Genomic DNA, 3,860 nt, shown 5'->3' with positions numbered 1-3,860 from the left:
CGTTCTCGTCTCAAGGGCGCGCGTTCGCGTCCGACATGTTGGCGCGGGGTGGAGCAGCCCGGTAGCTCGTCAGGCTCATAACCTGAAGGTCGCAGGTTCAAATCCTGCCCCCGCAACCAACAGTGTCATACGGCTCCCAGTCACCAGCTGGGGACCGTTGCCGTTTGTAGCTTGCTTGGCCTTGCCTGAGGGCTGAGAGGCCGTCTGAGCAAAATCGATCATCCGGAACAGGTCTCCGTGCAACTCAAGCTCGAGCGGCCCTTGGCGACTGGAAGAAGGCTGGATGACGACTTTCTCGATCACCGAGCGGATCGTCTCGCGCGCTCGCATTGCGCCATCCCCGGACAGGTGGTGCTCAATCTTTGCTACTGCGTTCTCGTAGATCTTGGCGTAGTTTGCTGGGAGCTTGATCACCTCAGCGATCGGAGTGGCTTCGAGCTCCTTGCGCAGGCGCTCTTCCTCAATCTCCAGTTCCTTCAGGCGCTGCACTATCGCCTTCGGGACATCGTCATCATCCTCGATCTGGCGAACGAACTTGCGGATGCGAGCCTCAAGCTCCTTGAGTTTGTGCTCGGCATTGGTTCTGCCATGCTCCAGTTCCGAGTTTGCTTGAGCGATCTCCTTCTGCAGCATCCGAGCAAAGCGAGCGATCAAGTCCGGGGTGAGAAGCTTGGGTTTCAAACCGCCTAGGACCCGCCGTTCAAGCTCAACCGTGGTGATCGAGCGCTTGTTGAGGCAGGCACCCTTTCGAAGGTTGACCCGACAACGCCAGCGGCCTCCGCCAGAAGCGACATACTAAGCGCCGCAGCCGCCACACATGACCAGCTCCGAAAAAGGTAAGTCTGTCGTTTGGCGCCAGCTAGCGGGTTCTTGTTCAGCCCGAAATTGTGATCTCGCCGGGTGCGCTCGAGGGCCTGCCGGTCTTTGACGCGAGACCAAAGATCGTCCGAGATGATCCGCAGCTCCGGCATCATAGTTATTTTCCAGAGACTCGGGTCGTTGTCCCTGGGGCGGCGTTTGATGCCGCCTTTGCCGTCCGGCTCCTCAACATAACGACGGCGGTTGAAGATGCGCTCGCCGATGTACAGCCGGTTGTTGAGGATGCCCTCACCTCGTTCGAGGTTGCCGGACAGCGTTGAGGGGTTCCAGCCGATGCTCGTCTTCTTCCGCTTCATCGCGGCGCCGGGCGGGTGAATACCCAACCCGTCGAGGTTAGCGCAGATCTGTTTAAGCGAAGAGCCATCGGCGTACATTTGGAAGATTGTGCGGACGAGGTCCGCCCCCTCAGGATCGATAACGATCCTGTCTTCCACCGTGCCATTCGGTAGCGTTGAAGTGACGGCGCGCTCATACCCGAGGGTGCGGCCACTGGTGAAACCGCCACGCTCGGCCTTGCGACTAGGCCGCGCCGAGACCAGTAAGCGATCTTCTTGCGATGGGCTTCGCTCATGATGCCTTTTAGGCCCAAAAGCAGATCGTCAATCGGACCGCCTCCGACGAGCGTATGGAGGACGACGTCCCGCCTGTTGTAGAGCTTTTCGAGAAAGTTCTGATGCTCGCCATCCCGGCTAAGCCGGTCGACATCTTCGATGATCACGACATCGACCTCACCGGCATCGACCAACTGGATCATAGCTTGGAGACCGGGCCGCGCCATCGTAGCTCCGCTGATACCATCGTCAGAGAAGTAGGCGATCAGGTCCATGCCTTTCTCGCTAGCGTATGCGGCGATGTTGCGACCCTGATCCTCGGTCGAAGTGGGGTTCTGCATCTCGTCGCTTAACCGGCCGTAGCCGATAGCTCTTGGCTTTTTTATCATCGGTCCGATCCGGGCTTCGCGACTGTTATCTGCGCCGTCAGCAGTCCGCGAACGAGCAACGACACCACCTCCTCCAGCAGGTCTTCCAACAAGCTGTTGAGCTCAGAGCCTGATCGCCGAGGAGACTGCCACTGAGCGGCCGTGTTAAAGTCCACCGTTGGCCAAGGCGTAACGAAATCAGTTGGGAGAATGCACGAGTCCGGCGCCTCGACACCCAATATTGGAGGCGGTGAGCTGGCGCCTGACGCGAAGTCTTCATCGTCAATCGGGGAAAATATCTTCTCGTGACGCACGCTCTCGGACCTTCAGCCGCACTGTCGATGGCGTCAGCATCGACATAATCCCCAGGAGGGGAGGCTCGGGGTCCTGGTCCAACCGCGCCAAGGTCGAAAAGATAGCGGAGGGTGCGCCCCTGATGATCTGCGAGGGCTGCGCCTGAGCACGCAGCCATCCTGTTCCTAATGCCGAGGGCGAGGGCCGCAGGGTCCTACCCGGGGCAGTGGGAACAAATTAAGTACGGCTCGGGCTGCTGTCTACAACTAAATGAGTGAGCTACGCGCAAGCTGCTCTGACCTGCAGCGCCACGCAGGACATCTCTGCCGCCGCAAAGTCGTCTCGCAAGACTTTATGACGTCGCCCTTCCATGCGGGAATGCGAGGACGGGCGGGGATGCCGGGGCTCAACAGAGTGGGTGATCGCGTCTGCTAAGCGCCCATCCCGGTCGTTCTGAATGGTTCGGCCGGCACCCGTAAGCAGAACTTCGTTCAACTGGGCTGTTGAGTTTCCGTTTCTAAGCAGGTCCGATCCTTAGCTGGGAGGTCTAACCGGCTGAACAACCTGAGCCTCCACGCTCTCTGGAGGCCCAGGTTGCAGTTCTAACTAGAAGATGAAGTCTGAGGCACTAACCGCTGACGTCGCATTCAGCTTGATTATGAGGTCGCTCGTACCATTGTGGTCCGTGTCGATGGCGAGGGTCAGAACGTTGTTTGCAGAGGTGCTTTGCACGTCTGCAAAGCTTATTCCATAAATCTTGAGATCGATCTTGTCCGTGCCGGAAATGAAGCCGGTGATAGTATCGGTGCCGAGGCCCGAGCCTTCATAAACGAACGTGTCCTTGCCAAGACCTCCGTTGAGGTTGTCATCACCGGCACCGCCATAGATGAAGTCATCACCATCATTGCCGTTGATGGTGTCGTTACCGCCGCCACCCTTGAGGATGTCAGCACTGCTGGAGCCATTAAGGATGTCCGCGAAGTTGGTGCCGATCACGCCTTCCATGTTGCGGTACGTGTCGGTACCCAGGCCGACCGCCGCACCGCTTACGAAGGTCGTGTTCGACGCACTCTGTACTAGAGTGAAGTTCAGGCCTGCGTTGCCATCAGAGAAGTCAATCAGGTCGAAATCGCCGTTAGCGCCTTGACCGTCGAGCGTGTCATTGCCTGCTCCTCCTCGGAGGATATCGCTGCCAGTGTCACCGACGAGAGTATCGTTGCCGTCACCACCGATGAGCGTATCCGATGCGCTGGCACCATTCACCGTGTCGTTGCCACCGGCGGCGTCGAGGTACGCTCCTTGGTAGGAACCTCCGGCGACATAAGCCTTCAGATCGAAACCTGGGTTAGCATTCACAACGTCCAAGCTGACCGTACCGGTCGAGCCATCGCTCAACGTGTACGTCAGCGTATCAACGGCAGCGCCAGTGCCGCTCGTCGAAGAGTAAGTAAAGGTCTGGGAAAGCTTGTCGAAAGCCAGTGCGCCATTGGAACTGGATCCGCTGATTGCCATGGCCACTACCGCGAGTTGCTGTAGGTCGTTGCCAGTCAGGACGCTGGTCGAGAACGTGGCGATCGTGTTTGTCGACACCACCAGCTTGTCGTTTACGGCACTATTCACCTCGTTTGCGCCATTGATGGTGAAACTGACCTGCTTGGTTGTACCATCCAGCGCCGTGACGGTGAACGTATCGATCTTGGTCTCGTTCGCCTGCAGGTACTGGGTGGCGCTGTTCGCAACCGAGTAGGTGTAGCTTCCGTTGGCGGCC

3 protein-coding genes, 1 tRNA gene and 1 pseudogene are annotated in these 3,860 nt (G+C 58.5%); 2 read left to right on the top strand and 3 right to left on the bottom strand.

Annotated features, from left to right (window positions below; translation table 11 throughout):
* Positions 1-42: 42 nt before the first annotated feature.
* Together OMW55_RS07410 and OMW55_RS07405 are read left to right on the top strand one after the other, a co-directional pair.
* Positions 43-119 (top strand) — tRNA-Met (locus tag OMW55_RS07410).
* 118 nt (positions 120-237) lie between these two features.
* Positions 238-690 (top strand): hypothetical protein, encoded by a 453-nt coding sequence (locus OMW55_RS07405; RefSeq protein ID WP_264881950.1) that lies wholly within the window; start codon positions 238-240, stop codon positions 688-690.
* Here the strand turns inward: OMW55_RS07405 and OMW55_RS07400 are convergent.
* The 3 genes and pseudogenes from OMW55_RS07400 to OMW55_RS07390 form a co-directional block, all read right to left on the bottom strand.
* A complete protein-coding gene (locus tag OMW55_RS07400) occupies positions 687-1,313 on the bottom strand; it encodes a recombinase family protein (protein WP_264881948.1) in 627 nt (208 codons plus the stop codon). The genes OMW55_RS07405 and OMW55_RS07400 overlap by 4 nt on opposite strands.
* A 140-nt stretch (positions 1,314-1,453) precedes the next feature.
* Positions 1,454-1,771: pseudogene (locus tag OMW55_RS13960) on the bottom strand (recombinase family protein); the annotation flags it as partial.
* Positions 1,772-2,698: 927 nt separating this feature from the next.
* The coding region (locus OMW55_RS07390) for a VCBS domain-containing protein (RefSeq protein ID WP_264881945.1) at positions 2,699-3,860 on the bottom strand (1,162 nt) is incomplete at its 5' end.

The sequence above is a fragment of the Sphingomonas arvum genome, assembly GCF_026013565.1.
Classification (GTDB): domain Bacteria; phylum Pseudomonadota; class Alphaproteobacteria; order Sphingomonadales; family Sphingomonadaceae; genus Sphingomicrobium; species Sphingomicrobium arvum.
Note: the sequence above shows the minus strand (reverse complement) of the source record. Positions and strands in the feature narration are given on the sequence as shown.